We start from the raw sequence: 25,318 nt of genomic DNA, 5'->3' as shown, positions 1-25,318 counted from the left end.
TCTACCACCGATAACTCACCGTTCCGATCACCCGTCTGGGTTCGCCGTAAAAGCACCCATAGGTGCAGTTTCCGATGTAGGTCTTGTCCGCCAGGTTGGTGCCGTTGAGCGCCAGGCGCCAGGGGCCGGTGCTGTAGCTGATCATGGCATCGAACAGCGTGAAGGCGGGCACTTCGGCGTTGGTTTGGCTGCGCGTGCTGCCCACATAGCGCATGCCGGCGCCTGCCTTCAGGCCGGGCAGCCCGAAGCGGCCGAAGCTGTAGTCAGCCCAGACCGAAAGCTGGTTGTACGGGACGCCGGGAGTGCGCTGGCCTTCCAATTCAGGCTGCAAGGGGCTGGAGCGCGTGGTCCGGGCGTCGGTATAGGCGTAGGCGGCGATGAGGTTTAGGTCGCGGGTGAGGGCCGAGCGGACTTCGAACTCGAATCCGCGCGAGCGGACTTCGCCGGCCTGTACCGAATAGGTCATCGTCGGATCGGAAGGATCGGCGACCAGCTGGTTCTTGCGGGTGATCTGGTAGAGGGCGGCCGACACCAGGGTGCTGGAGCCGGGCGGCTGATAGCGCAGGCCGGCCTCGTATTGCTGGCCGGTGGTCGGCTTGAAGCGGCCGCCGGTGCGATCGTTGCCTTCGGTGGGTTCGAAGGACTCGCTGTAGCTCAGGAAGGGCGCGAGACCATTGGGGGCGAGATAGACCAATCCGGCCCGCCCGGTGAAGGCCTTGCTCTTCTCGTTGTCGGCGGTCTTTTCGCCCGTGAAGAAGTTGCTCGAGTCGAACCGCACCCAATCCTGGCGGCCGCCCAGCAGCACCACCCACCGCTCCGCGATTTTCATCTGATCCTGGAAGTACAGGCCCAGGCGGTTGGTATCGCTTTTCCAGGCATAGGGGTTTTGCGTTTCGACGTCGCTTATCGGCATGCCATAGACAGGGGCGTAGAGGTCGATATTGCCGAGTTCGCGCTGATACCGCTCGGATTCGTGGTGGGCGACGGAGTAGTCGATACCGGCAAGAAAGGTGTGTTCCACCGGCCCCGTGCGCAACTGGTATTGCAGCGATGTGTCCGAGACGACGCCTGAAGAGCGGTCCCAACGCGGCGCCGCGCCCCGATAGGCGGTAGTGCGGCCGTCGTCCTGCAGGCCGCTGATCCAGACCGAGCGGTACTCGTTGCTGGCGTGCATGTAGCGCAGGCTGTTGCGCAGCTTCATCTGGTCGTTGAAGGCATGTTCGAACAGATAGCCGACCGAGTAGCGCTCCAGGTCGAACTTGTCGTAGCCGGGCTCGCCGGTGAACCGGTCGCGCGGAATCTTGCCGTTGGGGTTGGGCAGGATGGTGCCGCTTTCGGGCAGGCCGTAGACGTAGCCGGTGCGGTCGTGCTGGTAGTCGGCGAGCAGCGTCAGCGTCGTGGCGGCGCTGGGCCGCCAGGTCAGCGCGGGCGCTACAAAGGCCCGGCGATCGGGAACGTGGTCGATGAAGGTGTCGGCGTCGCGGCCCAGGAAGGTCAGCCGGTACGACCAGACGCCGGCTTCGTCCAGCGGTCCGCCGAAATCGCCGGAGACCTGCTTGCGGTCGAAGCTGCCGGCGTCGACGTTCAACTCGCGCAACGCCGTGGCCGGCGGCCGCTTGCTGATGGTGTTGATGATGCCGCCGGGCGCCGCCGCGCCGTAAAGCACCGAGGACGCGCCCTTGAGCACCTCGATGCGTTCCAGGCCATAGGGTTCCTGCTGACCGTTGAAGATGTTGACGGTGTACTTGGTGCCGTCGCGGTACTGGTTGCCGTTGCCGTCGAGCTGGAAGCCGCGGACGAGCAGCGTGTCAGAGGTGCGATCCAGCCCTTCCGAGCGGTTGACCCCAGCGACGTAGCCCAGCGCGTCTTGCAGGTTCTGCGGCTTGAGCATTTCGATTTCCTCGGCGCCGACGACGGTGATGGATTGCGGCGTCTCCATCAGCGGCGTGTCGGTCTTGGTGCCGGTGGCGCTGCGCGTGGCCGCGTAGCCGTAGAAGGGGCCTGCGGCGGTTTCATGCGCGCCGACTACCTCGACGGCAGAAAGCACCTGGGCGCCGCTGGGCCGTAGCACATAGCCTCCGCTGGGCCGCGCGGCGGCCTCGAAACCGGTGCCTGCCAGCAATGCCTGCAAACCGCCCTGCGCCGTGTAGCGGCCCTGGATTCCCTTGCTTTGGAGGCCGTTGGTCTGCTCGGTCGAGAAGGACAGCATCAGGCCGGACTCACGGCCGTAGCGGTTGAGCGCGGCCGTCAACGGACCGGCGGGGATGTCGTAGTAGCGTTGTTCCTCCACGGCCTGCGCTTGCGCCATGGGGACGCCCAGGACAAGCGGGGCGATGGCGGCGCAAGCCGGCAGGCCGCGCATGGCCATGCTGGCCAGGGCGTGCAGGCGCAGGCGCCTGGCCGCCGGAATGGAAGTCGTTGGTGTCGGGCGGTTCAAACCCATATGCAGTTCCCCGGAGCAAGAATGAAGGCAATGTGTGGTCCTACTCTTCTTGCCCCGCGAAAATTGAAAAGGGATCAACCGCTGCGATTCTTTCCGGCCGGACGGGACCGCACGGTCACCCAATAGCGGGTGAGGTGGCTCAGGCTGACGGGCAGGGTGTCGGCGAGCATTTCCAGGACGCGGTCGGTGTCGGCGGTGGGATAGGTGCCCGTGACCTTGAGATGCGCCACTGTTTCGTCCCAGGCCAGGCGGCCGGGACGATAGCGTGCAAGTTCAGCCAGGAATGCCGGCAGAGGCATGTCCTGGGCGACGATGATGCCTTGCGTCCAGGCCAGCGTGTCTTCGTTGGCGGGACCTGCCGCGCTAGCGGCATGGCGTCCGAGCCTGCCTTGCTGTCCGGCTTGCAAAAGGGCAGGCGCGCCGCTGGCTGGAGCCAGTTCCACGGCGCCTTCGAATACGGCGACCAGGCTTTCCGCACTGCTGCGTCCGTCCAGGTCGCGTACGGAAAAGCGTGTGCCCAGGGCGCGGATGCTGCCTTGGCCGGTGCGCACGATGAAGGGACGAGGGCCGCCCGCTGCCGGATCCGGCGCGGTGGTGACCAGCAGTTCGCCGCTGATGAGGCGCAACGCGCGCGCTGTCTGCGAAAACTGGATATCGATGGCGGTGCCGGCGTTGAGCGCGACCTGGGTGCCGTCGGGAAGCACACGGTTCAGAAGCTCGCCCGTGCCGGTCCGGTTATCGGACGTCCAGCGCCGCCAGGTACGCTGTTCGTCCAGCATCGAGCCCGCGCCGCCGGCAAAGACGGCAAGCGCCAGCGCCTTGACGAGCCTGCGCCGCGCGAGGGAGCCGGGCGCGCTGAGGGCCGCTCGGGCCAAGGGGGCGGGCACGCCCTGCAATCTGGCTTGAAAGCCTTCGACATGCTGCCATGCCCGTTCGTGTTCGGGATCCGCCGCGCGCCATTCCCGCCAGCTCCGAAGCGTGTCAGAGGCTACGCTGTCCGCCTGAAGTTCGACCAGCCATTGCGCTGCCTGAAGACGGACGCTGGCGGCGATGGGGGTCATGGGCCGGGTTCCTTGCAACTCGGGGTCACGCGAAGCAGCAGTGCGCCAAAGCCTTGGCGATGTAGCGCTTGACCGTGGGAACCGACACCCCGAGTTCGACCGCGATCTCGCTTTGGCGCTTGCCGTCGATCTGGGACAGCAGAAAAGCTTGCCTCACCAGCCGGGGCAGGGCGTCGAGCAGGCGATCGATCTCGAGCAGGGTTTCGAGCAGGATGGCCTGGGTTTCGGGCGATGGCGTCTGCGGTTCCGGCAGAAGCGCCAGGGCTTCCAGGTAAGCCTGCTCTATGCGCTGGCGGCGGCGCAGATTCAGGACCAGCCCGTGCGCGATAGTGGTCAGCAGCGCGCGCGGCTCGCGTATTTCGGGCAAGGCATCCTTGGCTAGCAGGCGCACGAACGTGTCATGCGCCAGGTCGGCGGCGCTGCTGGCATCGCCGAGCTTGCGCCGCAGCCAGCCTTTCAGCCAACCGCCGTGGTCAATGTACAGACCTTCAATGTTCTGCTGCGGAAACGCGAATTTGCTGGCCGGCACGGCAAGTCCCCCACCGCGCGTCGGACCTGGATTCGGCCGGCATCAGTGTTTATGAGAATAATTCTTATTATATAACATGGGCGCTTGCCGATCGGTGAGAGCGCTGGGTCAGGCCGACCAATCTGCCAAGAAATCGTCGCGGAACCGCCGTATCCAGTCCATGCGGGAGCGGGCCAGCAAGCGGCCGCCTTCGGTCTGCATCGAGGCGGCGATGCGCGCGAGCTTCACTTCGATGTGATCCAGGGCATAGGCACCGTCGTCCAGTTCCCGTTGCGTTCCGAGAGGATCGGCGGGATGGGCCAGGGCGCGTCCGAGTTGCCCGCCGACATGGAACATGCGGGCCAGTCCCACCGGCCCGAGCGCGTCCAGGCGGTCGGCATCCTGCACGATGCGGGCCTCGATGGTCCGGGGCGGGATGTTGGCGGAGTAGCTGTGGGCTTCGATGGCGTGATGCACACCTTCGAGCCTGGCGGCGGGGTAGCCGATAGCCTGCAGCTCCCGCACGGCCTGGCCGGCTGCCAGCGTCGAGGCGCGCGCCCGGTCGGGATGGTTCTTGGGCAGGTTGACCAGGTCATGCAGGTAGCTGGCGGCCATGACGACCATGGCGTCGGCTTCGGGATGGTGCGCCAGCATGCTGTGGGCGGCCTTCCAGACGCGTTCCAGATGGCTCAGGTCATGGGCGCCGTCGCCGGTATCCGCGCTTCGGGCTATCTGTATGAGTTGCGGCCGCAAGGCCGCCAAATCTTCGCGCAGGTTCATTGCTTTCCATCAGTTCCGGGTCTGGCGGAAAGTGTACACAGGGCGGTTCCAAGCCGCGCCGGGACGCGGCCCTGGAGTGGCGTCAGCCGCCCTGCGTCTGCATCCGTCCCGCCGCCGTGGAGCAGATCCGGTACACCAGCGCCGACACCACGAAGCTGGCGGGCGCGGCCAGGGTGGCCGCGAAGCCGGCCGTGTGCATCAGCGCCAGGCCGCAGATGGCGCCGGCGAACCATCCTGCCAGGCCGGCGCGGTTGAATGCCGCGCCGCCATGCTGCGGCGCGGATTCCGCGTTGCCAAGAATGTGGACCAGCGCCACCGCCACCCACGACACCACGAAGATGCCCTGGTAGGCCAGCGCCTGGAGCAGATAAGAGAACACGTCCAGCAGCATCAGCGCGTAGGTCACCGCGCCCACGATGACGGCCCACATCGCCTTGGGCCAGCGCATGCCCGGCCAGCGCGCGAAGAACGCCTGCATGTTGATGGTGGCCAGGTAGTAGTTGGCGGTATTGATGCGGGTTTGCGTGATCCAGACGAACAGCAGTCCGCCCAGCCCCATCAGTTTCAGGAGCGCAAGCACCACCGACACTTCCGACAGCGCGGCGTCGCTGGGGATGGTGCTGACCAGATAGATGCCGGCGACGCCGTTGAGCAGGAAGGTCACCAGGTAGAACGGCATGCCGAAGTTGTAGCGGCTGTGGTAAGTCTGGTCCTCGCGCTTGCCGAAGCGGGCATAGTCGAAGGTGAACATCATCAGCACCCACACGCCCATGTAGTAGACGAAGGCGTCCCACCAGCCGCCGGGGACGGGGCCTTCGGGCGGTCCGAACGACAGCCAGGCGTCGCTGTAGCCGTATTCCTGCGTTGCCATCACGACGGCCAGCAACAGGCCCAGCAGATAGAACGGAAGCAGTACGCCATTGAACTTGTCCAGCCAGCGCTGCACGCTGCCGAAGATCAGCAGCACGCTGTAAATGACCACCACCAGCGCCACCAGCCAATACGGCACGGCCGGGTACAGATGATGCGCGGCGACCGACATCACCGCGCCTTCGAACACCGCGTAGTAGATGGCGGTGGCGAAGAAGATCAGCGTGGCCAGCGCCGCGCCAGAGGTGCCGAACAGCCGGCGCGAGAACAGCGCCACCGACAGGCCGGTGCGGATGGCGTAGCGGCTGATGACGCCGTTGATCAGCCCGTAACTGATCACCGACAACACCATGCCGATGATGGCGTTGCGGGCGCCGTACTTCAGCGCCAGCGTCGCGCCGACGACGATATAGAACACGGCGCTGCACACGGCCCACCAGGCCATGGTGAGCGCGTAGCGGGGCATGCGGTCGCCGTCGGCGACGGCGTGCAGCGAGTTGTCCGTCTCATCGGACGGTTTGCGTGGGGTCAGATTGGCCATGTCGGATCTCCTGGCGGGATCGGATGCTGCGGTTCGACTGCGGAACGGGCGCGCGTCGCCCTCCGGCCTTGCCAGGGGGCAAGGCCGGGATGCTGGAAAAACCTGGAAGTTAGGCGCGGACCGGCCGCGCCCCTGGGGTCAGCCGCTAAGCGCCTGGTGCAGGCGCTCGAAGCGGGCGCGATAGTCGCGCCGCGCGGCGACGGCCTGTTCCAGCGTCACCCTTTCGAACCGGGCGCTCTGGTTGGGCTGCATCTGGCCGACCTTGTCCAGGTCGGCGCTGATGACGGTGCCTATCATGGCGTAGCCGCCGCCGGACACCGCGTCGCGGTGCAGGATGATGGGCTCCACGCCTGCCGGCACCTGGATCGAGCCGATGGGATAGCAGGCGTCGACGATATTCGATGGATCCGCGCCCGCGCCGAAGGGCTGCTCGCGGGCGCGAAAGCGCAGCGGGCGGCCTTGCTTGTAGCGGTAGCCGATGCGGTCGGCCTCCGAGGTCACGGTCCAGGCGTCTTCATAGAAGGTGGCGGCGGATTCGGATTCCAGGCGATGGTCGTAAAGGCCGGGCAGCACGCGCAGCGTCTGCGACTTGGGCGGGGCCACAGCCAGCGCAGCGGGCAGTTCGCGGCCGACGCGCGTGCGGATGGAAGCCGGCCCCACCGCCAGCCGGTCGCCGGCCTGCAGCTTGCGGCCTTCGTGGCCGCCGATGGCGCCCAGCGCATAGGTCGAGCGGCTGCCCAGCACCACCGGCACGTCGATGCCGCCGGCCACGGCCAGGCAGGCGCGGGCGCCGGCCTGCACGAAGTCGAAGGACAGACGGCTGCCGGCCGGCACCGCCAGCGCCACATTGCAGGCCTGGGTCACGCCATCGATCTTGGGGATCATGCTGGCGCCCGTGACGGCGATGACGGCGGCGCGGTGAAACAGCAGTTCGGGGCCGAGCAGGGTGCATTCCAGCACGGCGGCGTCGGCGGCGTTGCCCACCAGCAGGTTGGCCGCCACCAGCGCGTACTGGTCGAGCGCGCCCGACGGCGGAATGCCCAGGTGGTAGTGGCCTAGTCGGCCTGTGTCCTGCACCGACGTGGCCAGGCCGGGCTTGATGACTTCGATGATGGAATCGTTAGGCATGGAGCGTCTCCAGCAGTTGGGCGTTGCAGGCATCGGGCGCGCGCTGGAACTCGGCCAGCGAGAACGACACGGGCCGGATGCGCAGCTCGAAGCTGCCGGCCTCGACCTGCGCGGTGGCGTGGTCGTACTCGTCGCGGGTGATGGGCTTGAACTTCACAATGTCGCCCGGACGGAAGAACACCATGGAATCACGCAGATGCGCCTGGCGCTGGGCCGGCTCGAAGATCGGCGCGGGCGTGACGCCGAACATCTGGTAGCCGCCCGCGCCGCGCACCGAATAGATGCAGCCGAAGCAGCCGCCATGCCCCACCGTGTGCTTGGGGGTGTCGGTGCGGGGGCGCAGGTATTTCGGAACCTGCAGCTGGCGCTCGCGCTCGACCATTTGGTACATGAAGGGCAGGCCGGCCACGAAGCCCACCATGGATACGAACCAGGGCGAGCCGGAATGGGCGTCGATGAAGCCTTGCACCGAGTCGTGGCCGTTGATGCGCGCCGCGTACTCCAGATCCGTTGATTCAGGATCCTGATGCCTTTCGCGAAACCGCATCAGGGTCTCGTGAGTCCAGGGATCGTTGTAGTACACCGGCACTTCGATGATACGGGTCGCCAGCGTCAGGTTGGCCAGGTCCATGCCGGCCTCCAGTTCGCGCAGCAGGCCCAGCAGGGCGTCCGGGGCGATGCGGTCGGGGTCGTACCGCACCTGGTAGGACGCGTTGGCCGGGCAGATCTCGGTCACGCCGTCGACCGCGCGTTCGCGCAGCGCCCGCGTGATCGCCATGCCCTTGAAAAAGGACTCCAGCGACATGTCTTCGCTGATTTCGACGAAGATGAACTCGTCGCCGCCGTGGGTGTAGCGCAAGCTCATTGCCTTTCCTCCCGATCCCTTTGCATCCAGGCTTCAAGATAGTTGGTGTGGTAGCGGCCGGCCAGCACGTCCGCATCCTCCAGCAGCTCGCGGTGCAGGGCCAGCGTCGAGTGCACGCCGACCAGTTCGACTTCGTCGAGCGCGCGCGTCATGCGCGCCAAGGCTGCCGCGCGGCTTTCGTCCCAGACGATCAGCTTGGCCAGCAGAGAGTCATAGTAGGGCGGGACGGTGCAGCCGGGATACAGCATCGAGTCCACGCGCACGCCCGGTCCGCCGGGCCAGCGCACGTGTTCCACCCGGCCCGGGCTGGGGGCGAAGTTGCGCGTGGGATCTTCGGCATTGATGCGGCATTCGATCGCCGCGCCGCGGATGGCGATGTCTTGCTGGCGCCAGCGCAAGGGTTCGCCGTCGGCGATGCGCAGCATTTCGCGCACCAGGTCCACGCCGGTAATGGCTTCGGTGATGGGGTGCTCGACCTGGATGCGCGTGTTCATTTCGATGAAAAAGAACTCGCCCGCGCCGCGGCTGTCGTCATACAGGTATTCCAGCGTGCCCGCGCCCCGGTAGCCGACCGAGCGCGCCAGCTGCGCCGCGGATTCGCACAGCTTCTGGCGGGTAGCGGGGTCCAGGGCTGGCGAGGGTGCTTCTTCCAGCACCTTCTGCCGGCGCCGCTGCAGCGAGCATTCGCGTTCGTACAGGTGCACGGCGTTGTCGCCGTCGCCCAGGACCTGCACTTCGATGTGGCGGGCGCGCGGCAGATAGCGTTCCAGGTAGACGCCGGCTTCGCCAAAGGCCGCCTGCGCCTCGGCCTGGGCCTGCGGCATCTGCGCGCGCAGTTCGGCCTCGTCGCGCACCACGCGGATGCCGCGTCCGCCGCCGCCAGCGGCCGCCTTGATCATGAGTGGGTAGCCGATAAGCGCCGCATGGGTCAGGGCCTCGTCCAGCGAGGACAGCACGCCGGCGCTGCCCGGCACGGTGGGCACGCCGGCCGCCTGCGCGCAGGCGCGCGCCGCGGCCTTGTCGCCCATGGTGCGGATGGTGGCGGCGTCCGGCCCGACGAAGATCAGGCCGGCGTCGCTCACGGCCTGCGCGAATGCCGCGTTCTCCGACAGGAAACCGTAGCCGGGATGCACCGCCTGGACGCCGGTGCTGCGCGCGGCGTCCAGCAGCGCTTCGGTATTGAGATAGCTGCGCGTGGCGTGCGAGGGGCCGATGAGCACCGCTTCGTCGGCCATGCGCGTGGCCAGCGCGTCGCGGTCCGCTTCGCTGTAGACGGCCACGGTGCGCATGCCCAGCTCGCGCGCGGCGCGGATGATGCGCAGCGCGATTTCGCCGCGGTTGGCCACCAGCACCTTATGGATGTTGCGGGGGCGGTATGGGATAGTGAGGTCGGACATGGCGCGGCCTATCCCTCGATGCGCAGCAGGGGCTGCCCGGCTTCCACCGGTTCGCCGTCTTCCACCAGGATCTCGGCCACCACGCCGCCGGTGGGCGTTTCGATCTGGTTGAACTGCTTCATGACCTCGACGATGCCGATCACGGCGCCGGCGGCCACCGTGGCGCCCGGTTCCACGAAGGGCGCTGCGTCGGGGCTGGGACGGCGATAGAAGGTTCCGGGCAGGGGGCTGGGAATATCGTGCAACGGCATGGTTTTCTCCTTGGAATATTGTTCGGGTGGCTTGCGGTTCAGGGGCCGGTCACGCTGGGAGGCGCGATCCGGATGCCGTGGGCCTCCAGCTTTTCGCGGGTGGCGCGCACCAGGGACAAGGCGCCGGGCGTGTCGCTGTGTATGCAGACGGAGTCGAAATCGATGGCGATGTCCTGGCCTTCGACCGTGCGCACGCGCCCCTCGGTGCAGGCGCGCAGCACTTTTTCGGCGACCTGGGCGGGATCCAGCGGCTGCGTATAGCGGGTGAAGACGATGGAGCCGCTGGCGTCGTAGTCGCGGTCGGCGTAGAACTCGCGCACCACGGGCTGGTTCAACTCCCGCGCCAGCCGGTAGGTGACCGAGCTTTCCATGCAGTACAGCGCCAAGGTGGGCTCCAGTTCCTGCAGCGTTTCGATCAGGCGCCGCGACAGGGTTTCGTCGCGCGCGGCCTGCATGTACAGCGCGCCATGGGGCTTGATGTGTTGCAGCCGCAAGCCGTGCAGCCGGGCGAATTCGCGCAGGGCGCCCAGCTGATAGACGATGTCATGCACCAGCGCTTCGGCGCTTTCGCGCATGTCCCGCCGGCCGAAACCCACCAGGTCGCGAAAGCCGGGGTGGGCGCCGATGCAGACGCCATGTTCGCGGGCCTGCAGCACCGTGCGGTTCATGATCCGCGGATCGCCGGCATGGAATCCCGTGGCGATGTTGGCCGAACTGATCAAGGGCATGATCGCCTCGTCCACGCCGTCCCCGATGGTCCACGGGCCGAAGCCTTCGCCCATGTCCGAGTTGAGGTCGATGCTGCGCTTGCTCATTGCGGGTGGCTCCTTCGCGTTGCTCGCCGCATTCGACGCGGCGTGTGACGTGAACATTAGCCAAGCCGGCAGGGGATAAAAAGATCTTTTTATTGATCCATCGATATCTGTTTTTCAGATAAATATCTTCCCGATTGCCACGAGTGTCTGAACAGTTTTTCTATGAAAAGTAAGGGATACCCCTGAGCTGAAGGATCAGGTTCGGGGAAGAATTTGCAGATATTCTGACGCCGAGATATCGATTTAATAGATAAGGTCAGCCATGTCGATTACCCTACGCCAGCTCAAATACTTCATCGCAGCGGCCGAACTCGGCCAGATTTCGCAGGCGGCGATCCAGTTGGCGATATCGCAGTCCGCCATCACCAGCGCCATCCGCGAACTGGAGGAAACGGTGGGCACAGCCCTGTTCCTGCGCGGCGCGCACGGCGTGACGCTGACCCATAGCGGCCGCACCTTTCTTAACCACGCCTACAACATCCTGTCCTCGGTCGACGAAGCCTTGCGCATGCCGGCGGCGGCGGAAGAGGTTTCGGGCCGCCTGTTGCTGGCGGCGTCCTACACGGTGATCGGTTACTTCCTGCCGTATCACCTGCAGCGGCTGTCGCAGCTATATCCGCGCCTGGAGATCCAGCTGCACGAACTGAACCGCAGCGCCATCGAGGAGGGCCTGATCGCAAACCGCTATGACATGGCGGTGCTGCTGACCTCCAACGTCGCCAATCCTGACCTGGCGGTGGAGCACTTCTTTGGTTCGCCGCGGCGCCTGTGGCTACCGGCCAGGCATCCGCTGCTGGCGGCGGATGCGGTGACGCTGGAGGACGTGTCGCGCGAGCCGTTCATCATGCTGACCGTGGACGAGGCGGCCTACACCGCCCTGCGCTACTGGAACGAAACGCCCTTCAAGCCCGACGTGCGGCTGCGCACCTCGTCGGTCGAAGCGGTGCGCAGCATGGTGGCCAACGGCAGCGGCGTGGCGCTGCTGTCGGACATGGTGTACCGGCCCTGGTCGCTGGAAGGCCGCCGCATCGAGACCGTCCAGCTCAAAGACCCGATCCCGCCCATGAACGTGGGGCTGGCCTGGCGCCGGGGGGCGGAAGTGTCGCCCGCCATGCAGGTGGTGCGGGACTACTTCCGGCATGCGTACATGGCGCAGCGGGGCGGGGCGGGCTGAGAACACGCTGGCGCTATGCACGTTTGCCGGGATGTATACCCATGGTCTTCGCGATGACCTCCAGCATGATCTCGTTGGCGCCGCCGCCGATGGCCGTCTGCCGCAAGTCGCGATAGGCGCGCGAAATCCAGTTCTCGTTCATGACCCCTTGGCCCCCCCAGAATTGCAGGCATTCGTTCGGGATCTTCATGGACAGCTTGCCCGCGTAGTATTTGGCCATGGAGGCGAACTGGGCGATATCCTGGCCATCCATGTATAGATCGATGGCGCGGTACAGCAGCGAACGCAGGGCCTGAATCTCGGTCTGCATCTCGGCCAGCTTGTGGTACACGACCTGATTGGACAGGATCGTGCCGCCAAATACCTGCCTTTGGCCCGCATATTCGATGGTTTCTTCGATGGCCCGCTCCATCGAGCGCATGCTGCGCGCCGCCACGAACATGCGTTCTTCCTGGAACTGCTCCATCTGGTAGATGAAGCCCATGTTCTCTTCGCCGATGCAGTTGCTCGCCGGCACCCGCACGTCGTCGAAGAACAATTCGGCGGTATCCGAGGCGCGCAGGACCAGCTTGTCCAGCTTGCGCGAGACGCTGACGCCGGGCGATTTCAACGGCACGATGATGAGCGACTTGTTCTTGTGCGGCCCGCCTTCTTGCGAGGTGTTGCACAGCAGGCAGATCCAGTCGCCCTGGACGCCGTTGGTGATCCACATCTTCGATCCGTTGATGATGTAGTCGTCGCCGTCGCGCCGCGCCCAGGTCTTGATCCGCGACACGTCCGATCCCGCCGATGCCTCGCTCACGCCGATGCAACCGACCAGGTCGCCCGCGATGGTCGGCGCCAGGTATTCACGTTTGAGCGCATCGCTGCCATGGTGCGCCAGGGCAGGGGTGCACATCGTGCTCTGCACGCCGATGGCCGAGGTCAGCCCGCTGGACCGGACTTCGCCCAGGGTCTCGGCGAAGACCATTTCGTAGCTGAAGTCCAGCTCCATGCCGCCGTACTCCGCGGCCTTGCCTATGCCCAGCAAGCCCGCGGAACCCAATGCCTTCATGACGCGGTGGGCGGGGAATATCTGCTCGGCCTCCCATTCGTCCAGATAGGGATCGAGGTGTTCGGCGATGATTCGACGGGTGGTCCGCTCGAGTTCGCGATGTTCGTGGGTGAAGTGCATGGCGGTTCCTGGTTGGTTCAGTTGGCGGTCGGCGTGCCGGCGCCGGCGAGCGCTACCTGGCCGGCGATCAGCGCGACGCCGCCGGTATCCTTGACCCACACGTCATAGTGTCCCGGCGAATCGGCGAGGCGCTCGCCGCCGGCGGTGATGAGGCTGCCGGCGTGCAGCGGCTTGAGAAAGCGGATGTCCAGATCGAAGCGTTCCAGGGCGCCGGCGCCAAAGGTGCGCGCCAGTGATTGCCAGATCAGGTTGACCGAAAGCGTGCCATGGGCGATGGTGCCGCCCATGGGTGTGGCGGCAGCGAACGCCGGGTCTACGTGCAGGGGATTGAAGTCGTTGGTCAGTTCGGCGTAGAGATCGATGTCCGCCTGCGTGACCGTCATGGAGACTGCTTCAAGGGTAGGCGTCATGGCATGTCCTAGGCGGCCCAGATCAGGTTCATGCGGCCGGTATACAGGGGGCGTCGCGCCGCGCCCTCGCCGGCGACTTCCAACTGGAGGTAGCGGCGTTCGCCCCGCATTTCCTTGCTTACGCAGCGCACCGTGGAGCGGATCCGCTCGCCGGCCTGCGGCAGACCAAGGACGGATAGCGCCTGCCGCGCATGAATGTTGCCGGGCGGGCGCGGCGTGACCACGTTCAGGTAGGCGCGCATCATCAGCGCGACGGCCAGGCCAGCCTGCCGGGCAGGCGCGTCCTGCGCGTGCGAGCCGAACAGGCGTTCCCAGAGCGCCAGCAGCCTGGCGTCCAGGGGTTCTTCCCAATCGCCCAGCACCGAGCCGGGAGTGAAGCTGTCATAGGTGTACAGCGTGCTCATGGCATCTCCGGTTCCGCGATCGGCAGCAGGTAGTCGCCGCGGGGCTCGAATCCGATCCGCACCCGCTGGCCGATGGCGAGAGGCGGGTTGGCGCCGCCGCGCGTGTTGACCATCAGCCGGAATCCCTCGTCCAGGTCGACCAGGGCGATCACATAGGGCGTTTTGGTCTTGAAAGCCGGCGTCGGGGCGCGATGCACCGTGGTGTGGCTGAGCACGGTGCCCAAGCCGGCGGACTCGTTCCAGTCCAGTCGCAGTCCATGGCAATGGGTGCAGACACTGCGCGGAATGCGCTGCACCGCGCCGCAATCGGCGCAGGTCTGGTAGCGCAGTTTGCCGTCGCGGCAGCCATCCCAGAAGGGCCGGGTTTCGGCGGTGGGGCGTATCGAGGGTTTTTCCATGTCAGGCGGCTCCCAGGACGAGTGAGCAATGGGCGGACAGGATGCCGCCGTCCCCATGCACGAAGGCCAGTCTGGCGCCATCCACCTGGCGTTCGTCGGCCTGGCCGCGCAGCTGGTGGACGGCTTCGACGGCGTGGAACATGCCTCCGGCCGCGCCGGAGTGACCATAGGACAGCAAGCCGCCGTGCGTATTGCAAGGCAACGCGCCACCCAGGCCCAGCTCGCCTTGCAGGGCGGCAGGCCCGGCTTCGCCGCGAGCGAAGAAGCCAATGGATTCCAGTTCGACCAGCAAGGTGATGGTGAACGAGTCATAGATGAGCGCGACATCGATATCGGCCGGCTTCAGCCCCGCCGCCGCGAACGCACGGGCCGACGAGGCCTTGCAGCCGAAGTCGACCAGGCTGGGAGCGGACACAATGTGTTCGTGCGTATGGCCCTGGCCCGCCCCAAGGATCTCGATGGCGGGGCGCAGGCCATCGCTGCGGGGGCGGCGGCTGATCACCAGCGCCGCGCCGCCGTCGGAAACCAGGCAGCAGTCGAGCATGCGCAGCGGCGTACTGATTTCGCGGGAGTTCAATACGTCGTCGATGGAAATCGGTTCACGCTTGTGCGCCTTGGGGTGCCGCCTGGCATGGCGGCGGTGCTCCACCGCGATGGCTGCAAGATGTTCGGACGTCACATCGTAGTCATGCATGTAGCGCTGCGCGACCAGCGCATAGGAGGCGGGCACGCTGATGCCGAAGGGCCGCTCGAACTGGGGGTGGCCGACTTCGGCTAGCGCTGCCACCGCGCCGTCGCGAGACAGCCCCGTCAGGCGGTTGTCGCCCGCAACGACCAAAACATGGTTGCACTGGCCGCTGGCCACCAGCGCAGCGGCCTGCATGACCATGATGCAGGCGCTGGCTCCGCCTGCCTGTATGGCGGTGCAGAAACTCGGGCTCAATCCGGCGTATTCGCAGAACACGGAGCCCAGCATCAGGTGGGGTTCGGTAAACGAGTAGGCGCACAGCACGCCGTCGATATCGCCGGCCTCCAGGCCAGCATCGCGTATCGCGCCGAATGCCGCTTCCGCGTGCAGGCCCATGCAGCTGGAGCCGGGCAGCTCGCCGACGCGGGTATCGCAGGCGCCGGTGATGTAGGCGTTCATGCTCATGCGGCGCCGTCCTTGCCGGGCTTGGCGGGCCAGTTGAACGCGAGGGGCTGCTTGTCCAGAAAGCGTGCCACGGCGTCGTCATGATAGGCCGTGTGCAAGGCCAACGCCTGCGCATGGGCTTCCAGTTCCGCCAGCGTATTCTGGTCGAGATTGAAGGAGCGGTTGAGGATGTTCTTGGACATGCCCAGCGCCTCGGTCGAGGCGCTATGGAAGCGGGCGGCAAGCGCCAAAGCTTCGTCCAGCAAGGACGGCGCTTGGACGATACCGTACAGAATGCCGAGTGCGCGCGCTTCATCGGCATCCACTTCGCGCGCAGAGAACACCAGTTCCTTGGCGCGCTGCAGCCCGACGATGCGCGGCAGCAGGAAAAAGCCGCCCAGGTCGGGCACCAGGCCGATGCGTCCGAACACGGCGCAGAAACGCGCTGCGGGGGTGCCGAGTATGAAATCGCAGGCCAGCGCCAGATTGAAGCCGGCGCCGAAGGCGGGGCCGTCCACCGCCGCGATGACGGGCTTTTCCAGGTTGACCAGTTCGTGGAACCAGGTATGCAGGCGGCGTATGCGGTCCCGGTCCTTGTAGACCGGGCGCTTGGCTTCGGACAGCGATTTCAGGTCGCCGCCCGCGCAGAACACGCCTTGGGCGCCTGTTATGACTACCGCCTTCACGGCATCGTCGTCGCGCGCTTCGAGGACGGCTTCAGCCAGGCTTTGGCGCACATCGAGGTCGAAGGCATTGCGCCGTTCGGGGCGGTTAAGGGTGATGATGAGCGTCGCGCCGCGGCGCTCGCGCAGGACGAAGTCGTTCATGGCTTGAACCCCAGGCTGTTGGCGATGATGTTCTTCTGGATTTCGCTGGTGCCCTCGCCGATGATGTAGACGAGAGCGTCGCGGTGGATGCGGCCCACCGGGTATTCGCGCATGATGCCGGCGCCGCCGAATATGCGGATGGCCTGTTCGCTGACCGACACGGCGGTTTCACTGGCGACCAGCTTGACGCGCGCGGCGGTGGCGGCGTCCAGGGTTCCCTGGTCGACCCGCCAGGCGCCGTAGTAGACCAGCCAGCGCGCCGCCTCGATCTGCGCTGACATTTCGGCGAGCTTGTGGCCGATGGCCTGGTATTGGCCGATGCGCTTGCCAGCCACCAGGCGGTCGTTGGCGTAGGCGGTGGCGGCGTCGAAGGCGGCGCGCGCCATGCCCAGCGCATTGGCCGCCACGCCTACGCGGTTTTCGCTGAGCGATTCCAGGATCAGCGGATACGTGCCTTCGGTCTCGCCCAGCAGGCAGTCGTCGGGCACGAAGGCGTCGTCGATGTGGATCAACGCCGTTTCCGAGGCGCGTATCCCTTCCTTCTTGAGCTTGGAAATATCGAAGCCCGGATTGGGCAGCTCGACGATGAAGAGGCTGATCGATTCCGGGCGGAGCTCGGGGCTGGTGCGTGCGGCCACCAGCAGGAAGTCGGCGAAGGGCGCATTGGTGATGTACAGCTTGCTGCCGTGCAGGCGCCAGCCACCTTCGACGCGTTCGGCCCGCGTCTTCATGGCGCGCACGTTGGAGCCACCGTCGGGTTCGCTCAGGCCGAATCCGGCCACTTTTCGTCCCGCCAGCGCCGGCGCCAGGAAGCGGGCCTTCTGCGCGGGCGTGCCGGCCTTCCAGATGGGCCAGATGCCTAGATGGGTATGCGCCGACCAGGTCGAGGCGAACCCCTGGGACAGATAGCTCAGTTCTTCGCGCACGATGCAATCGCTGACCTTGTCCAGGCCGCTGCCGCCATCGGCTTCCGGGTAGCGCACGCCCAGCAGGCCCAGGTCGCCCCAGCGCTGGAATACGTGCTTGGGGAAGGCTTCCTGTTCTTCCGCGTCGAAGACCAGGGAGGAGAGTTCGTCCTGGCAAAGACGCCGCACGGTGTCGCGGACGGCTTCGTGCTCGGTGGAAAAGGCAAAGCTCAAGCTCACGGATAGGCTCCTTTTGTCTCTGCGGATGACGCCCGCTATCATCAATCTCGGGCGGCTAAATATTCGTTATAGAGAAAAATATTCTCGTGAAAAAATATAATAGCCAGCGTTCGTTGATGCGTCAATCATTGGGGTGTTCGGTTTTGTTCTTGACAAGCCAAAGGGTCAATCCTAGACTTTATTCGCTATAAAGATAAATATTCGCTATAAAGAATAAAGGAGACAATATGAAGACCGGAAGACCTCTGCTTCAATCCTCATTCTCATCGCGGGTGGCCAGCGCCGCCGTGGCTGCCTTTATGGCCCTGGGCTCAGGTGCGGCGGCCTCCGAGCCTGCTTACCCCTCCAAGCCGATCGAGGTGATCGTGGCCTCTTCGGCCGGCGGCATTCTGGACACTATCGCGCGCACTGCCGCGCACGGAATCGAGCGCCTGGGCCAGCCCGCGGTGGTCAAGAACCTGCCGGGCGGCGGCGGCACCATCGGCACGCAGGCGGTGGCCCGCGCGCCGGGCGACGGCTACACCCTGGGAGCGGTGGCGACCAGCCACGCAATCAACCCCAGCATGTACGCCAAGCTGCAGTACGACACGGCGCGCGGCTTCAGCAACATTACGCAGATGGTGGAGCTGACCAACTTCCTGGTCGCCAATCCGTCGATTCCAGCGTCCAATCTGAAGGAATTCATCGCGCTGGCGAAGGCCAAGCCGAGTACCCTGACCTACGGGTCCGCAGGGGTCGGGCAATCCAACCATCTGTCAGGCGAATTGCTGCAGCAGGCGGCTGGCATCAAGCTGGTGCATGTGCCCTACCGGGGCAGCGCCCAGGCACTGACGGACCTGCTCGGCGGTTCGCTGTCGGTGATGTTCGTCGACGCGCTGTCGGCCGAACCCTATGTAAAGTCGGGGAAGCTGAAGCTGATCGCCATTACCGGCCTGGAGCGGTCGCCGGCCTATCCAGACTATCCCACGCTGAATGAGTCGGGCTTGCCGGGTTTCAACGGCAACACCTGGCTGGGTCTGGTTGCCCCGGCCGGCGTGCCCAAGGGTATCGTCGAAAAGCTGCAGGGAGCGGTGCGGGCGGAGTTCGAAGATCCCGTGGTGCGCAAGCGCCTGCTCGGGCAGGGCGTCATTCCGGTCGCCTCTGCGCCGCAGGCTTTCAGCGAGTTCCTGGACAGCGAGATGAAGCGCTGGGCCCAGGTCATCAAGACGGCAGGCATCGATGCGAACTGAAATGACGGACGACGTGACTATCGCCGGCGGCGCCGCGACCGCCATGCCGCTGGCGCCGGAGGGGGCCGCGCGTGCGGCAGCCGTGTTGGAGGCGCGCAGCGTGGCCATCGTGGGGGCTTCCGCCGACCCGGGCAAGATCGCGGGCCGCCCCTTGGCCTACATGTTGTCGCGCGGCTTCGTGGGCAAGCTGTTTCCGGTCAATCCCACGCGCGACCAGGTGCAGGGCCTCAAGAGCTATCCCTCGCTGGCCGCGATAGGCGAGCCTGTGGATCTGGCCATTGTCGGTACGCCGGCGGCGCTGGTCGAGGATGTGATCCGCGAGGGTGTGGCAGCGGGCGTCAAGGCGTTCGTGGTGTTCTCGTCGGGCTTTTCCGAAACGAGCGAGGAGGGCGCCGCGCTGCAGCGACGGCTGGGCGAACTTGCGCGCGCCAAAGGCGTCACGGTGCTCGGCCCCAACTGCCTGGGCGTGGCCAATAGCGCCACCGGACTCATCGCTTCCTTTACCACCGCGCTGGAGGAGACGCCGATCAAGCAGGGCGGTTTCGCCTTCGTCAGCCAGAGCGGGGCGCTGGGCGCATATTGGATGGATATCTGCCTGCGGTCGGGCTTGGGATTCAGCAAATGGATCACGACCGGCAATGAGTGCGATATGGATGCGGCCGCGGCCGTTGCGTATCTGGCCGACGATCCGCTGACGCGCGTCATCGGTCTCTACGTCGAAGACATCAGGGATGCCGAGGCGTTCCGGCGGGCCCTGCTGCGCGCCGCGGCCGCTGGCAAGCCTGTCATAGCGATCAAGGCCGGCCGCTCGCGCGCGGGCGCTGCGGCGGCCGCTTCGCATACAGGCGCACTGGCCGGCGATGACACTCTGTATGACGCCTGCCTGCGCCAGCACGGCGCCTTGCGCGTGGATTCGCTGGGCCAGATGATGGACGTGGCCCGGCTGTTCCTGTTCGATAGCGTGCCGCAAGGCAAGCGCCTGGCTGTCATGTCCGTGTCGGGTGGTGCGGGCGTGCTCATCGCCGATGAAGCCGAACGCTGGGGGCTCGAACTGCCCGCCCTGGCACCGCAGACAGCTGAGGCGCTGGCGCCGGTGCTGCCTTCCTTCGTCAAGGCGGCCAATCCGCTGGATCTGACGGGTAATGTCGTGCAGGACACGGCCAGTATTTCGCGGGCGCTGGAAGCCGTGGCGCGCGATCCGGGCAACGACGCCATCGTGCTGTTCGTTGGCCTGATGCACAGCATCGCGACGGCGTTCACCGACGCCATCGCCCAGGCTCGCCAGCGTACCCATCGGCCCATCTTCGTGATCTGGATCGGCGCCAAGGAAGAGTCGGTGACTGTGCTGGAGCAGGCGCGAATCCCCGTGTTCCGCGATATCCCGCCAGCGGTCGCGGCCCTGGGCGCCGCGGTGCGCCTGAACGGGCTGCGCCACGCGGCGCTGACGGCGCCTGCGCTGCCGGAACGCCCATGCGCCATGGCGCCGGCCGGTCAGACCATATTCCTGGCGGAGTGCGATAGCAAGAGACTGTTGCGCGAACTCGGTGTTGTCGGCATTCCCGACGGCGTGCTGGTGGACGGCGACCTGCCCAATGGGCTGCCCGCGCCTTTGTCCTATCCGGTCGTCGCCAAGCTGCAGGCCAATGAGGTGCTGCACAAGAGCGACATAGGCGGCGTGGTGCTGGGAATCTCCGACGATGAGCAGTTGCGCGAGGCGCTGCTGCGCCTGCGCGGAATCGCGCGCGACCGGGGCATCAAGGCGATGGGCATCCTGCTCGAATCCATGCAGCGTTTCGATCATGAATTGCTGTTGGGGCTGCGCCGCGATGCCAGATTCGGCCCCATGCTGACCTTGGGCCGTGGCGGCGTCGAGGTGGAACTGGACCCCGACGTGGCCAGCCGCCTGTTGCCTCTGGATCCGTCGCGAATCCAGGAGATGATCGAGAGCTTGCGTTCGGCCAGGTTGCTGCAAGGATTCCGCGGCCGCGGCGCGGTCGACCTGCCCGCCCTGGCGCGACAGATCGCGTGCTTGTGCGAGGTATTCCTGATGCGGCCAGACCTCGCCGAGATCGAGATCAATCCGCTGGCAGTGAGCGGTGGCCAGGCCTGGGTGCTCGATGCCGTGGTAAGCAGATTCGAATGACGGACGCCGCGCACTTTGTCCAGGTTCACGATGCCGATGGCGTACGCACGCTCATATTGAACCGGGCCGCCAAGGCCAACGCCTTGAACGTGGAGATGCTCGCCGTCTTGCGGCGCGCGGTCGAAAGCGCGCAGCAAGACGGCATCGGCCTGATCGTTCTGCGCAGCGCCTCGCCTTACCTGTTCTGCGCCGGCGGCGATATAGAGGAGTTCGTCCGCAGTCCGGCGTTGCTGGAGGCGCAGGGCCAGGGCTTGCGCGAACTCATGGCAGCCATGGCGCGCTGCCCGGCGCCCATCCTGGCGCTAGCCCGGGGCAAGGCCGCTGGCGCTGGCGTCATTCTGCTGGCGATGACCGATATCGTCATCGCCGCGGCCGATCTGACGCTCGCGTGTCCGGAAATCGCCTTCAACATGTATCCCGTCATGGTCCAGGCCGCGCTGGAAACCAAGATCAGCGCCGCGCGGGCCAGGCAGCTGTGTCTGAGCGGCCAGCTGCTGGAGGCGGCGTCCGCGCGCGAGCTAGGACTGGTAACCGATGTGCTCCCGGCCGAGGATTTCGAGCGGCTTGCCGCTGACCGCCTGGCGTTCTACCTGGCGCGCCGGGAAGCCTTGTCGATAGCCCGCAATGCGCGCCTGCTGCTGGAGCCGCCCGATCCCGGCATCGACCGTATCGAGGCGCTGGAGCCGCTCATGCACGAGAACTTCAGCCGGCCGGGCGTGCAGGAAAAAATACGCGCCTATCTTGCCGGCATGCGCGCCAAGTGCGCCGATTGACAGGGGCCGGTCTGGTTTGTGTGGGCAGGGGCTCTGTGTCACAATTTTTGCTCTTTTCTATCCAGAGAAATTCTCTGTCTTCAGAATGACGACCGAACAACCGGAAAAACTCGTGGGCGCCCTCGTGGGCGGATTGCGCGTCCTGCGTTACCTGAGCGCCGCGCCCTCGGGCGTCGGGGTCACCCGGGTGGCGCGCGATCTTCAGCTCAATTCCAGCACTTGCTACAACTTCCTCAAGACGTTGGTGTATGAAGGCCTGGTGACCTTCGATGAAGCCACCAAGACGTACTCCATCGCCCTGGGACTGGTCGAGCTGGCCAAGGGCGTGCTGGAGCAGGGATCCTACGTGCGACTGGTCCACCCGCATTTGCGTGACATCGCGCGCGGCCACGGCGTCACGGCGACGCTCTGGCAGCGCACTTCGAACGAACGCGTGGTGCTCGTGGACCGCGCCGACACCGACAGTTCCGTGCGAGTGCACATGAGCGTGGGCCAACGTTTGCCCATGTACATCGCGGCGTTGGGCCGTTGCATGGCGGCCCATTCAGGCCTGGACGACCAGGAATTGCGGCAGCGTTTCGATAACCTGAGGTGGGATGACAAGCCCCCTTTCCAGGAATATCTGGAAGGCGTTCGGGAAGCGCGCGACAAGGGTTATGCGGTGGACGCCGGCAACTATGTGAAGGGCGTGAGCACCGTTTCCGCCGCCGTGCTCGACGAGTTCGGCAAACCGGCCATGGCCATCAGCGCGGTCGGTTTCAGCGCGCAGGTTTCGGGCGACGCCCTGGAACGCCTGGGGGCGGACTTGCGCGACCGCGCCGTGCTGATCACGCGCGCCTTGTCCGGCGGCCGCGCCTGATTCTCTGAATCTCTGCCCTCGATAAGTCCCTGCTCCTTGACCGCAAGGGGCAGGGCGGCTGCCGTCCGTCCGGGCGCGGCCAAGACTCCCTGAAAAACCTGATTGACGTTCGCGAGAACCTTTGCTTATGATTCATCTAACCGTACGGTTAGTAAATTAACCGACTGATAACTTATATGTAACGAAACGGCGGCCAGCACGCCGCGTCGAACCAGAGAACGGTTGTTACGAGGAGGCAATGGTGGCTAGCGCCAACAAAGAGCAGTTGCTGGACGCGTACCGGCGCATGTTGCGCATCCGATTGGCGGAACTGAGGCTGGGACGCTTGTTCGCGGATGGGGAAGTCCCCGGCTTCATCCACCTGAGCATCGGCCAGGAAGCCGTTGCTGCCGCGATGGGCATGGTGCTGCGGCCAGACGATACCGTCGCCTCGACCCATCGCGGGCATGGGCACGCGTTAGCCAAGGGCATCGACATCGAAGAGTTCTTCCTGGAACTGATGGCGCGCGAGGAAGGCATCTGCAAGGGCCGCGGCGGCTCCATGCACGTGGCCAACTTGTCCATCGGCATGCTGGGCGCCAATGCCATTGTTGGCGCCAGCATACCGATAGCTCTGGGCAGCGCGTTGGCTCATCAGGTCAGGAAAAAGGACTCCCTGGCGGTGGCCTTTTTCGGTGACGGCGCCATGGCTGAAGGCGTGCTGCACGAAAGCCTCAACCTGGCCGCGCTGTGGCGTCTGCCGCTGCTGTTTCTCTGCGAAAACAACGGCTGGGCCGAGTTCTCCCCCACCCATAAGCAGTTCGTCGCACCGCTGGACAAGCTGTCGGCCGCGTTTTCCATTCCGCACGAAAAAATCGATGGCAACGACGTGCTGCGGGTCGCCGAGGCCGCAAGCGCTGCCGTGGCCAGCATACGCGCCGGCGAAGGCCCGCGGGTACTGGAATGCATCACCCACCGCTGGCGTGGCCATTACGAAGGCGATCCCCAGAAGTACCGCCCTTCGGAAGAGATCGAAGGCTTGGGCGAGCACGATCCGGTGGCGCGCTTCGAAGCGGCGCTGGACAAGAAAGGGGTGACCAAGGCGCAGCGTGAACAGGTTTTCGACGAGGTCCAGGCTCAGGTCGAGCGAGCGGTGGAGCGCGCGCGGCTGGGCCGCCAACCGATCTGGCACGCGGCCTGCAACGATGTCTACACCCCTATCGAGGCAAACTGAGATGGCTGAACTACGTTTTGCCCATGCCATCAACCGCGCGTTGGCCGAGTGCATGGAGGAAGATCCCACGGTATTCCTGTTCGGCGAAGACATAGCCGAAGCCGGCGGTCCGTTCGGCGTGACCCGCGGGCTGCATGCCCGATTCGGTCCGGACCGCATCCGCGACACGCCGATCTCCGAAGCCACCATGGCCAATGCGGCCGTGGGGGCGGCATTGTCCGGCTTGAAGCCGGTGCTTGAAATCATGTTCATGGATTTCATGACACTGACCATGGACGCGCTGGTCAATCAGGCTGCCAAGGCCCGCTTCATGTTCGGCGGACAGGCCAGCGTGCCCTTGGTGGTGCGCACACCGCACGGCGGCGGCATCAGCGCCGGCCCGCAGCATTCCCAATGCCTGGAAGCGTGGTTCGCCCATATCCCTGGATTGAAGGTGGTGTGCCCCAGCAACCCCGCCGACGCCTATGGCCTGCTGAAGTCGGCGATCCGCGACCCGGACCCGGTGGTGTTCGTGGAGAACAAGGCCTTGTACGCCCTCAAGGGCGAAGTGGCGGACAACGCCGGGCCAATACCGCTAGGCCAGGCGCGTGTGGCGCGCCCGGGCCGCGACCTGACCATAGTCAGTTACGGCGCGACCGTGCACAAGGCATTGCGGGCCGCCGAGGTCCTGGCAGCCGACGGAATCGAGGCCGAGGTGCTGGACTTGCGCAGTATCCAACCCTGGGACGAGCAGGCGGTGTTGGCCTCGATCAAGTCCACCCATCGGCTGCTTATCGTGCACGAAGCGGTCGAGGCATTCGGCGTGGGCGCAGAGATTGCCGCGCGCATGGCCGATATTGGCTTCGACGAGCTCGACGCGCCTATCGTCCGCGTCGCGGCCCCCTTTGTTCCGGTGCCCTTCGCGCCGGCGCTCGAAGAACAGTATCAGCCCCAAGAGGCCGATGTCATCGCCGCGGCGCGCAAGCTTTGCGCCTGATCCCTGGAGACAGCATGAACGAACCCAGCATTCTTACCGACGTCCGCAACCGCGTGGGCATCATCACGATAAACCGCCCCACGGTGCATAACGCGCTGGATATTCCGACTTTGATTGAACTGGAACGGGCATTCGCCGCATTGGAGGCCCGCGAAGATTGCCGCGTCATCGTCATTACCGGCGCGGGGGAAAAATCGTTCGTGGCCGGGGGCGATCTGGCGGACCTGAACTCGCGCCAGGGCCTGGCGCACTACCAGGAGTTTGCCGAAGATATCCATCGCGTATTCCGGCGCATCGAAATCAGCGACAAACCCACGATCGCCGCGGTCAATGGCTGGGCGCTCGGCGGCGGCACCGAACTGTTGCTGGCGATGGACCTGCGCATCCTGGCCGACAGCGCCATGATTGCGCTGACGGAGATCAACCTGGGCCTGTTTCCCGGCGCGGGCGGCACGCAGCGCATCATCCGGCAAGTCGCGCCTTGCCTGGCGAAGGAACTCATGTTTACCGGCGGGCGCATCAGCGCAGACGAAGCGGTGCGCATCGGCCTGGCCAATCGCGCGGTGCCGAAGGACCAACTTATGGCGCAGGTCCTGGCGCTGGCGGAACAGATCGCAGGAAAGTCGCCGCTGGTGCTCAAGCTGCTCAAGCGCACCCTGCGCGATGGCGCCGATATGCCGCTGGCCAATGCGCTGGCGCACGAGCAGGCCATGATAGGTCTGGTGCTGGACACGCGCGATGCCCATGAAGGCGTCGGCGCGTTCCTTGAAAAGCGCGAAGCGCGCTTCGCGGGGCAATAGCC

General features: G+C 65.7%; 25 protein-coding genes. 8 read left to right on the top strand and 17 right to left on the bottom strand.

All coding sequences use genetic code 11. The features are described 5' to 3' along the window. Window position 1: 1 nt before the first annotated feature. The 10 genes from AXYL_RS24365 to AXYL_RS24320 form a co-directional block, all read right to left on the bottom strand. Window positions 2-2,443 (bottom strand): TonB-dependent siderophore receptor, encoded by a 2,442-nt coding sequence (locus tag AXYL_RS24365; RefSeq protein ID WP_013395536.1) that lies wholly within the window; start codon window positions 2,441-2,443, stop codon window positions 2-4. A gap of 74 nt (window positions 2,444-2,517) precedes the next feature. Next, entirely contained in the window at window positions 2,518-3,504 is a 987-nt protein-coding gene (locus AXYL_RS24360; protein WP_013395535.1) for a FecR domain-containing protein, read from the bottom strand. A 25-nt stretch (window positions 3,505-3,529) separates the two neighbouring features. After that, window positions 3,530-4,033, bottom strand: a complete 504-nt coding sequence (locus AXYL_RS24355; protein WP_013395534.1) for a sigma-70 family RNA polymerase sigma factor — start codon at window positions 4,031-4,033, stop codon at window positions 3,530-3,532. Between the two features lie 108 nt (window positions 4,034-4,141). Beyond that, window positions 4,142-4,792, bottom strand: coding sequence for an HD domain-containing protein (locus AXYL_RS24350; protein WP_013395533.1), 651 nt, complete (start codon window positions 4,790-4,792; stop codon window positions 4,142-4,144). Window positions 4,793-4,874: 82 nt separating this feature from the next. Further along, the gene (locus AXYL_RS24345) at window positions 4,875-6,203 is read right to left on the bottom strand and encodes a purine-cytosine permease family protein (protein WP_013395532.1); all 1,329 of its coding nucleotides are present in this window, start codon (window positions 6,201-6,203) and stop codon (window positions 4,875-4,877) included. A gap of 138 nt (window positions 6,204-6,341) precedes the next feature. Next, on the bottom strand, window positions 6,342-7,331 hold the full coding sequence (locus AXYL_RS24340; protein ID WP_013395531.1) for a biotin-dependent carboxyltransferase family protein: 990 nt from the start codon (window positions 7,329-7,331) through the stop codon (window positions 6,342-6,344). After that, on the bottom strand, window positions 7,324-8,196 hold the full coding sequence (locus tag AXYL_RS24335) for a 5-oxoprolinase subunit B family protein (RefSeq protein ID WP_013395530.1): 873 nt from the start codon (window positions 8,194-8,196) through the stop codon (window positions 7,324-7,326). Before AXYL_RS24335 ends, AXYL_RS24340 begins: the two co-directional genes overlap by 8 nt. Continuing rightward, window positions 8,193-9,593: an acetyl-CoA carboxylase biotin carboxylase subunit gene (locus AXYL_RS24330; protein ID WP_013395529.1), complete on the bottom strand. Its 1,401-nt coding sequence runs from the start codon at window positions 9,591-9,593 to the stop codon at window positions 8,193-8,195. The genes AXYL_RS24335 and AXYL_RS24330 overlap by 4 nt, the downstream gene beginning before the upstream one ends. 8 nt (window positions 9,594-9,601) lie before the next feature. Continuing rightward, window positions 9,602-9,844, bottom strand: a complete 243-nt coding sequence (locus AXYL_RS24325; RefSeq protein ID WP_013395528.1) for an acetyl-CoA carboxylase — start codon at window positions 9,842-9,844, stop codon at window positions 9,602-9,604. A 38-nt stretch (window positions 9,845-9,882) separates the two neighbouring features. Beyond that, complete coding sequence (locus AXYL_RS24320) at window positions 9,883-10,659, bottom strand: 5-oxoprolinase subunit PxpA (protein WP_013395527.1); 777 nt, start codon at window positions 10,657-10,659, stop codon at window positions 9,883-9,885. 262 nt (window positions 10,660-10,921) lie between these two features. On the opposite strand from AXYL_RS24320, the gene AXYL_RS24315 reads away from it, so the two are divergent. Then, on the top strand, window positions 10,922-11,833 hold the full coding sequence (locus AXYL_RS24315) for a LysR family transcriptional regulator (protein WP_013395526.1): 912 nt from the start codon (window positions 10,922-10,924) through the stop codon (window positions 11,831-11,833). Window positions 11,834-11,846: 13 nt separating this feature from the next. Here the strand turns inward: AXYL_RS24315 and AXYL_RS24310 are convergent, their stop codons facing one another. From AXYL_RS24310 to AXYL_RS24280, 7 genes are read right to left on the bottom strand one after another with little or no spacing between them, the layout of a single operon-like run. After that, on the bottom strand, window positions 11,847-13,007 hold the full coding sequence (locus tag AXYL_RS24310; RefSeq protein ID WP_013395525.1) for an acyl-CoA dehydrogenase family protein: 1,161 nt from the start codon (window positions 13,005-13,007) through the stop codon (window positions 11,847-11,849). A gap of 17 nt (window positions 13,008-13,024) precedes the next feature. Further along, window positions 13,025-13,417 (bottom strand): MaoC family dehydratase, encoded by a 393-nt coding sequence (locus AXYL_RS24305; RefSeq protein ID WP_041654223.1) that lies wholly within the window; start codon window positions 13,415-13,417, stop codon window positions 13,025-13,027. 8 nt (window positions 13,418-13,425) lie between these two features. Beyond that, on the bottom strand, window positions 13,426-13,821 hold the full coding sequence (locus tag AXYL_RS24300) for a hypothetical protein (RefSeq protein ID WP_013395523.1): 396 nt from the start codon (window positions 13,819-13,821) through the stop codon (window positions 13,426-13,428). Next, window positions 13,818-14,219, bottom strand: coding sequence for a Zn-ribbon domain-containing OB-fold protein (locus AXYL_RS24295; protein ID WP_013395522.1), 402 nt, complete (start codon window positions 14,217-14,219; stop codon window positions 13,818-13,820). The genes AXYL_RS24300 and AXYL_RS24295 overlap by 4 nt, the downstream gene beginning before the upstream one ends. Window position 14,220: 1 nt before the next feature. Then, the gene (locus tag AXYL_RS24290) at window positions 14,221-15,372 is read right to left on the bottom strand and encodes a thiolase family protein (protein ID WP_013395521.1); all 1,152 of its coding nucleotides are present in this window, start codon (window positions 15,370-15,372) and stop codon (window positions 14,221-14,223) included. Then, entirely contained in the window at window positions 15,369-16,178 is an 810-nt protein-coding gene (locus AXYL_RS24285) for an enoyl-CoA hydratase/isomerase family protein (RefSeq protein ID WP_013395520.1), read from the bottom strand. The genes AXYL_RS24290 and AXYL_RS24285 overlap by 4 nt, the downstream gene beginning before the upstream one ends. Further along, window positions 16,175-17,323 carry an acyl-CoA dehydrogenase family protein gene (locus AXYL_RS24280; protein ID WP_013395519.1) on the bottom strand — a complete coding sequence of 383 codons (1,149 nt, stop codon included), beginning with the start codon at window positions 17,321-17,323 and terminating at the stop codon, window positions 16,175-16,177. Before AXYL_RS24280 ends, AXYL_RS24285 begins: the two co-directional genes overlap by 4 nt. Before the next feature lie 227 nt (window positions 17,324-17,550). Between AXYL_RS24280 and AXYL_RS24275 the strand changes: the two genes are divergently transcribed. The 7 genes from AXYL_RS24275 to AXYL_RS24245 all read left to right on the top strand — a co-directional run bounded on the left by AXYL_RS24275 (window position 17,551) and on the right by AXYL_RS24245 (window position 25,316). Next, window positions 17,551-18,552 carry a tripartite tricarboxylate transporter substrate binding protein gene (locus tag AXYL_RS24275; RefSeq protein WP_013395518.1) on the top strand — a complete coding sequence of 334 codons (1,002 nt, stop codon included), beginning with the start codon at window positions 17,551-17,553 and terminating at the stop codon, window positions 18,550-18,552. 1 nt (window position 18,553) lies between these two features. Then, the gene (locus AXYL_RS24270) at window positions 18,554-20,695 is read left to right on the top strand and encodes an acetate--CoA ligase family protein (RefSeq protein WP_013395517.1); all 2,142 of its coding nucleotides are present in this window, start codon (window positions 18,554-18,556) and stop codon (window positions 20,693-20,695) included. After that, window positions 20,692-21,468, top strand: a complete 777-nt coding sequence (locus AXYL_RS24265; RefSeq protein ID WP_013395516.1) for an enoyl-CoA hydratase/isomerase family protein — start codon at window positions 20,692-20,694, stop codon at window positions 21,466-21,468. Before AXYL_RS24270 ends, AXYL_RS24265 begins: the two co-directional genes overlap by 4 nt. A gap of 85 nt (window positions 21,469-21,553) precedes the next feature. Further along, window positions 21,554-22,327: an IclR family transcriptional regulator gene (locus AXYL_RS24260; RefSeq protein WP_013395515.1), complete on the top strand. Its 774-nt coding sequence runs from the start codon at window positions 21,554-21,556 to the stop codon at window positions 22,325-22,327. 241 nt (window positions 22,328-22,568) lie between these two features. Then, window positions 22,569-23,540, top strand: a complete 972-nt coding sequence (locus AXYL_RS24255; protein ID WP_041656034.1) for a thiamine pyrophosphate-dependent dehydrogenase E1 component subunit alpha — start codon at window positions 22,569-22,571, stop codon at window positions 23,538-23,540. A gap of 1 nt (window position 23,541) precedes the next feature. Continuing rightward, window positions 23,542-24,516 carry an alpha-ketoacid dehydrogenase subunit beta gene (locus AXYL_RS24250; protein WP_013395513.1) on the top strand — a complete coding sequence of 325 codons (975 nt, stop codon included), beginning with the start codon at window positions 23,542-23,544 and terminating at the stop codon, window positions 24,514-24,516. A gap of 14 nt (window positions 24,517-24,530) precedes the next feature. Beyond that, window positions 24,531-25,316 carry an enoyl-CoA hydratase/isomerase family protein gene (locus AXYL_RS24245; protein ID WP_013395512.1) on the top strand — a complete coding sequence of 262 codons (786 nt, stop codon included), beginning with the start codon at window positions 24,531-24,533 and terminating at the stop codon, window positions 25,314-25,316. Window positions 25,317-25,318: the final 2 nt, after the last annotated feature.

The sequence above is a fragment of the Achromobacter xylosoxidans A8 genome (genome assembly GCF_000165835.1).
In the GTDB taxonomy this organism is placed as follows: Bacteria; Pseudomonadota; Gammaproteobacteria; order Burkholderiales; family Burkholderiaceae_B; genus Achromobacter; species Achromobacter xylosoxidans_B.
The sequence above is the reverse complement of the archived record's forward strand: the minus strand, read 5'-3'. Positions and strand labels throughout refer to the sequence as shown.